Here is a 5418-nt window from a genome sequence, read left to right as displayed (position 1 = left end):
GAGCGCGTGCACCGCATCGGCGAGCGCATCGACCTTCGCGCGGCCCACGTCCGCTGCGTGATGGGTCACCTGCCGGTGCAGGTTCGACAGCTCGACGAGGTCGTCATCGAGCAGACCGATGCGGCCCACGCCGGCCCCCGCGAGGTAGGGCGCGCTCGCGCACCCCAGGCCGCCCGCGCCGACCACGAGCACGCTCGCACCGGCGAGCCGCCGCTGCGCCTCCTCGCCGAATCCCGGCAGGGTGATCTGCCGCTGCGCTCGGGCGGCCGCGGTGTCGGTCAGCGCGGCCGCGGGCGCGACGAGCGGGCCGGGCCGGGCGCTCCCGCGCTCCGGCTGCGTCGACCGAGTATCACGCACCGCAGGCATGCGCCCAGTCTACGAGCCGCTCCGGCAGGGGTTCGCTACCATTGCGATATGGCTCGCATCACCGTCAGATACTTCGCGGCCGCCGCCGATGCCGCCGGCCGGGAGGAGGAGGCGTGGGAGCTCGGTGCCCCGGCGACGCTCGCGGCGCTCCGCGCCGAGCTGATCGAGGAGTACGGTGCGGCCATGCAGCGAGTGATCCGCTCCGGTTCGTTCCTCGTCGACGGCACCGTCCGCCGCGACGACGGCGAGGTCACGGGCGACGTGGTGGACGTGCTCCCGGCGTTCGCGGGAGGGTGACCGTGCGCACCCACACTGAGCACGCGGAGATCGTCGCCGCGCTTCTCGCGCCCGTGCTCCGCGCCGCGGCGCTCCGGGAGCCGGAGTGGCTTCCCATTGACGATGCAGCGCTCTCCGGTCGCGTCCTCGCGCGCGAACTCCGCGCGGAGATCCCGCTTCCGCCCTTCGACAACTCCCAGATGGACGGCTACGCGGTGCGCACCGCCGACTTCGCAGGCGGCGCGCCGCGCACCCTCGTCGTCGGCCTCGCCGCACCGGCCGGCGACGCCCCGATCGCGTGCGCCCCGGGAACCGCCTGCCCGGTCATGACCGGCGCGCCGATCCCCGTCGGAGCCGACGCGGTGATCCCCATCGAGCAGGCAAAGCCCCCGCGCTTCGGGCGGCTGCGCCGACCGAACGATCCCGCACCGCCCGACGCGCAGGCCGCCGAGACCGTGACGTTCGCGAGCGCCCCGCAGCCCGGCGCCTTCGTGCGCGAGCAGGGCTCCGATCACGCCGCCGGTGCCCCGCTGCTGCTCGCGGGCGCCCGGCTCCGGCCCGCATCGATCGGGCTGCTCGCGAGCGCGGGCGTCGCGACCGTGCCCGTGCGCCGACGCGTGCGCATTTTGCTCGTGTCGACCGGCGACGAGGTGACCGCCCCGGGCGAGCCGCTCGCCCCCGGCCGCATCTACGACGCAAACGCTCCCCTGCTCGCGGCCGCCCTCCGCGACGCCGGCGCCGATGTGACGGCGCGCCGCGTCGCCGACCGGCCCGAGGCGCTCCGCGCCTGCATCGCGGCGGCGGGCGAGCACGACCTGCTCGTGACCTCGGGCGGCATCAGCGCCGGCGCCTTTGAAGTGGTGCGCGACGCGTTCGACGCGGGCGATCGGAGTGGTCGGGGCGGATCGGGCGGGACGCTCGGATCGGGCGTGGAGTTCACGGCCATCGCGATGCAGCCCGGCGGCCCGCAGGGCGCGGGAACCGTCGACATCGACGGCGTGCGCATGCCGACGCTCTGCTTCCCCGGCAACCCCGTGAGCTCCGCGCTCTCCGCCGAGCTCTTCCTGCTCCCCCTGCTGCGCGAACACGCGGGTCTCCCGGCCCGGGGCGCGCGCACCACCGCCCGGCTGGCGCACGACACCGTGTCGCCGGAGCACAAGCACCAGGTGCGCCGGGGGCGATTCCTCGCCGACGGCTCCGTGGCACTGTCACCGCCGAGCTCCCATCTGCTCGCCGACCTGGCGAGCGCCGAACTGCTCGCCCACATCCCCATCGGAGTCGCGCACCTCGCCGCCGGCTCCCCGATCGAGATCCAGAGGTTCGATGTCTGACTCCGCACCCCGAATCGACAGCGCCGCAGCGGGAGACCTCACCCACCTGCGCGCCGACGGCAGCGCGCACATGGTCGACGTCGGCGACAAGGCGGTGACCAAGCGCACCGCGACGGCGGAGGCCGTGCTCGAGACCCGGGCCGACGTGGTCGAACGCCTCGTCGCCGGAGACCTGCCGAAGGGCGAAGCGCTCGGCACGGCGCGCATCGCGGGGATCATGGCCGCCAAGCGCACGCCCGATCTGATTCCGCTCTGCCATCCGCTGCCGCTCTCGAAGGTGGCGATCGACTTCGAGAGCGAGACCGACCGCGTGCGCATCGTCGCGACCGTGTCGACACGCGGGGTGACCGGGGTGGAGATGGAGGCCCTGACCGCGGTGAGCGTCGCCGCGCTGACGCTCTACGACATGATCAAGGCCGTCGACCACCACGCCGTCATCACCGGAACGCGCGTGCTGGCGAAGGCCGGCGGCAAGAGCGGCGACTGGGTCGCGCCGTGACCGCGGAGACCCGAGGCTCGGCCCGCGTGGTCGTCGCCTCGACGAGCGCGGCCGCGGGCGAGGCGCCCGACACCACCGGCCCGCACATCGCGGAGTGGCTGCGCGCGCGGGGCTTCGCCACGCCCGAGCCGGCGGTGGTGGCCGACGGCGATGGCGTGGGCCGCGCCGTGCGGGCCGCGCTCGACGCCGCTCCCGCGGTGCTTGTGACGACCGGAGGCACCGGGGTGTCGGCCAGCGATCGCACGCCCGAGGCCGTCGCCCCGCTCCTCGAGCTGGAGCTCCCCGGCATCGTCGAGGAGCTGCGCCGACGGGGCGCCGAGCACCTGCCCGCCGCGGTGCTCACCCGGGGCGTCGCCGGCTTCGCCGGCTCGACCTTCGTCATCACCCTGCCCGGCTCCTCCGGGGGCGTGCGCGACGGGTTGGCCGTGCTCGAACCGATCCTCGACCATCTCCTCGCGCAGCGCACCGGCGACGTCGGCGCGAAGAACGGCCACGCGCCCCGCCGCTGAGGCGCGCGCCCGGCAGCGCCGCGCCGCCCTCACACGCCGAGCGCCGAGCGCTCGCCCGCGCCCGCGCCGCCCTCAGACCCCGAGCGCCGCCTCGATCGGTCCGCGCGCGAAGAACAGCACGAAGCCGGCCGCCACGACCCAGAGGAGCCAGTGCACCTGCTTGGCGCGGCCCGAGCAGGCGTGCACGAGCACCCACGCCACGAAGCCCGCGCCGATGCCGTTGGCGATCGAGTAGGTCATGGGCATCACTGCGACGGTGAGGAACACCGGGAGCAGCACGCGGAAGTCGGTGAGATCGATGTGCTTGATCTGCGCCATCATCAGCGCGCCCACGATCACGAGCGCGGCGGCCGCGACCTCCGTGGGAACGATCTGCGTCAGCGGCGTGAAGAACATGGCGAGCAGGAACATGAGCCCCGTCACGATGTTCGCGAAGCCGGTGCGCGCACCCTCGCCGATGCCGGCGCCCGACTCGATGAATACGGTGTTCGACGACGACGACGTCAGACCGCCCGCGATCGCGCCGACGCCCTCGACGACGAGCGCCGACTTCAGCCGCGGGAAGTTGCCCTGCGCGTCGGCGAGGCCCGCCTCGCGCGACAGCCCGGTCATCGTGCCCATCGCGTCGAAGAAGTTCGTGAAGAGCAGGGTGAACACGAGCATCACGATCGTGACGACCCCGACGCGGCCCAGGTCGAAGCTGACCGCTCCGACGAGCCCGAGATCGGGAATGCCGAACGGCGCCCCGTCGAGCGCGGGCACGGTGAGTCCCCAGCCGCCCGGGTGCTCCGTCGCCGCGCCCAGGTTCCAGATGGCCTCGACGACAACGGCGATGACGGTGCCCGACACGAGGCCGATGAGCAGCCCGCCCTTCACCTTCGCGGCGACCAGCACGCCCGTGAGGATCAGCGTCACCACGAAGATGAGGGTGGGCACCGTGACCACGGATCCGCCGATCCCGAGACCGACGGGCGGGGAGGCGCTTCCCGTCGCCGTCACGAACCCCGAGTTGACGAAGCCGATGAACGCGATGAAGAGGCCGATGCCGACCGTGATGGCGAGCTTGAGCTCGACCGGCACGGCGTCGAAGATCATGCGGCGCAGGCCCGTCGCGGCGAGCAGCACGATGAGCACGCCGTTGATGACGACGAGCGCCATCGCCTCGGGCCACGTGACCTGCCCGACGACGGAGAACGCGAGGAACGCGTTGATCCCGAGGCCCGCGGCGAAGCCGAACGGGAGGCGTGAGACGAGGCCGAACAGAATCGTCATGACGCCCGCGGTGAGGGCGGTGACGGCGCTCACCGCGGGGAACGAGAGCGTGTTGCCCTCGACGTCGACGCCGCTGGTGAGGATGATCGGGTTCAGAATGACGATGTACGCCATCGTCACGAAGGTGACGAGTCCGCCGCGCACCTCGGTTCCGAAGGAGGATCCGCGCTCGGTGATCTTGAAGTAGCGGTCGACACCTCCCCACGCTCCGGTGGGTCTCCGCTCGTCCGTCACCTGCTGCGCCTCCGTCACGGGCAGCTCCTCTCCGTCACACTGAGTGTTCGCTGAACACAGAAACGGTACCACCGCTCGGAGTCGGCGGCGTTCCGGAACGACGACGGCCGGGGGCCGCTCGCGTGAACGAGCGGCCCCCGGCCGTGGAGCTGCGTCTTCGGCCGGCGGCTCAGCCGGCCTCGGATCAGAGGATCAGCTGACGCCGAGCAGGTCGATGACGAAGATGAGCGTCTTGCCCGACAGCGGGTGCCCGCCCGAAGTGCCGTACGCCTGCGCGGCGGGGACGATGAGCTTGCGGCGGCCGCCGACCTTCATGCCGGGGATGCCGACCTGCCAGCCCTGGATGAGCGCGCGCAGCGGGAAGTTGATGGATTCGCCGCGACCCCACGACGAGTCGAACTCCTCGCCCGTGTCGTATTCGACGCCGAGGTAGTGCACGTCGACGGTCGAGCTCGCGAGAGCCTCCTCGCCCGAGCCCTCCACGATGTCGACGATCTGCAGTTCGGTGGGCGCGGGGCCCTCGGGGAACTCGATCTCGGGCTTCGTCTGCGGTGTTTCAGTCATGGCTTCATTCTCTCCGAAATCGCGCTCGCGCCGCCTCCGAGTTCGCCCACAGGGGAACTGCGGCCCGGTGCCGCAAACTGCACGACGCGAACAACGCGGCAGCGGTTCCGGTAACCTGTGACTGTGAGATTCGCACACTTGATCCCCGCTCCGGCCGCCGCCCCAGAGCTCGTCGTCGTCGACGACGGCCGTCACCTCTCGCTCCGCGCGCTCGGTCTGCCGTACGAGACCCTGCAGCAGCTGATCGAGGCGGGCGACGAAGCGCTCGCGCGCGTGCGCGACGCCGTGGCGGCCGCCGAGACCGACTCGTGGGCGCCGTCCGCGGACGCCGCATACGCCCCGGCGGTGATCGGCGCGCCGATCGTGC

At 72.7% G+C, this 5418-nt stretch carries 7 protein-coding genes and 1 pseudogene; 5 read left to right on the top strand and 3 right to left on the bottom strand.

Annotation, left to right across the window (positions count from 1 at the left end; genetic code table 11):
• The coding region (locus NS354_RS08090; RefSeq protein WP_193750737.1) for a HesA/MoeB/ThiF family protein at positions 1–366 on the bottom strand (366 nt) is incomplete at its 3' end.
• Positions 367–414: 48 nt separating this feature from the next.
• On the opposite strand from NS354_RS08090, the gene NS354_RS08085 reads away from it, so the two are divergent.
• The 4 genes from NS354_RS08085 to NS354_RS08070 are packed head-to-tail and all read left to right on the top strand — an operon-like array spanning position 415 to position 2981.
• Positions 415–663 (top strand): MoaD/ThiS family protein, encoded by a 249-nt coding sequence (locus tag NS354_RS08085; RefSeq protein WP_058594050.1) that lies wholly within the window; start codon positions 415–417, stop codon positions 661–663.
• A gap of 2 nt (positions 664–665) precedes the next feature.
• A complete protein-coding gene (locus NS354_RS08080) occupies positions 666–1973 on the top strand; it encodes a molybdopterin molybdotransferase MoeA (protein WP_082677979.1) in 1308 nt (435 codons plus the stop codon).
• Positions 1966–2472 (top strand): cyclic pyranopterin monophosphate synthase MoaC, encoded by a 507-nt coding sequence (gene moaC / locus NS354_RS08075; RefSeq protein ID WP_058594048.1) that lies wholly within the window; start codon positions 1966–1968, stop codon positions 2470–2472. Before NS354_RS08080 ends, moaC begins: the two co-directional genes overlap by 8 nt.
• Entirely contained in the window at positions 2469–2981 is a 513-nt protein-coding gene (locus NS354_RS08070; protein WP_058594047.1) for a MogA/MoaB family molybdenum cofactor biosynthesis protein, read from the top strand. Before moaC ends, NS354_RS08070 begins: the two co-directional genes overlap by 4 nt.
• A 72-nt stretch (positions 2982–3053) precedes the next feature.
• Here the strand turns inward: NS354_RS08070 and NS354_RS08065 are convergent, their stop codons facing one another.
• Both NS354_RS08065 and NS354_RS08060 read right to left on the bottom strand, forming a co-directional pair.
• Positions 3054–4505 carry an NCS2 family permease gene (locus tag NS354_RS08065; RefSeq protein ID WP_193750736.1) on the bottom strand — a complete coding sequence of 484 codons (1452 nt, stop codon included), beginning with the start codon at positions 4503–4505 and terminating at the stop codon, positions 3054–3056.
• Between the two features lie 174 nt (positions 4506–4679).
• Complete coding sequence (locus NS354_RS08060; RefSeq protein WP_010156546.1) at positions 4680–5051, bottom strand: FKBP-type peptidyl-prolyl cis-trans isomerase; 372 nt, start codon at positions 5049–5051, stop codon at positions 4680–4682.
• A gap of 123 nt (positions 5052–5174) precedes the next feature.
• On the opposite strand from NS354_RS08060, the pseudogene NS354_RS08055 reads away from it, so the two are divergent.
• Positions 5175–5418, top strand: a pseudogene (locus tag NS354_RS08055) (fumarylacetoacetate hydrolase family protein); the annotation flags it as partial.

It is taken from the genome of Leucobacter chromiiresistens (assembly GCF_001477055.1).
In the GTDB taxonomy this organism is placed as follows: domain Bacteria; phylum Actinomycetota; class Actinomycetes; order Actinomycetales; family Microbacteriaceae; genus Leucobacter; species Leucobacter chromiiresistens_A.
This window is presented reverse-complemented; position numbering and strand designations above follow the sequence as displayed.

Bases quoted from the DNA above. Each gene is read 5' to 3' on its own strand.
- moaC (WP_058594048.1), top strand. From the start codon at position 1,966: ATGTCTGACTCCGCACCCCGAATCGACAGCGCCGCAGCGGGAGACCTC.
- NS354_RS08060 (WP_010156546.1), bottom strand. From the start codon at position 5,051: ATGACTGAAACACCGCAGACGAAGCCCGAGATCGAGTTCCCCGAGGGC.
- NS354_RS08085 (WP_058594050.1), top strand. From the start codon at position 415: ATGGCTCGCATCACCGTCAGATACTTCGCGGCCGCCGCCGATGCCGCC.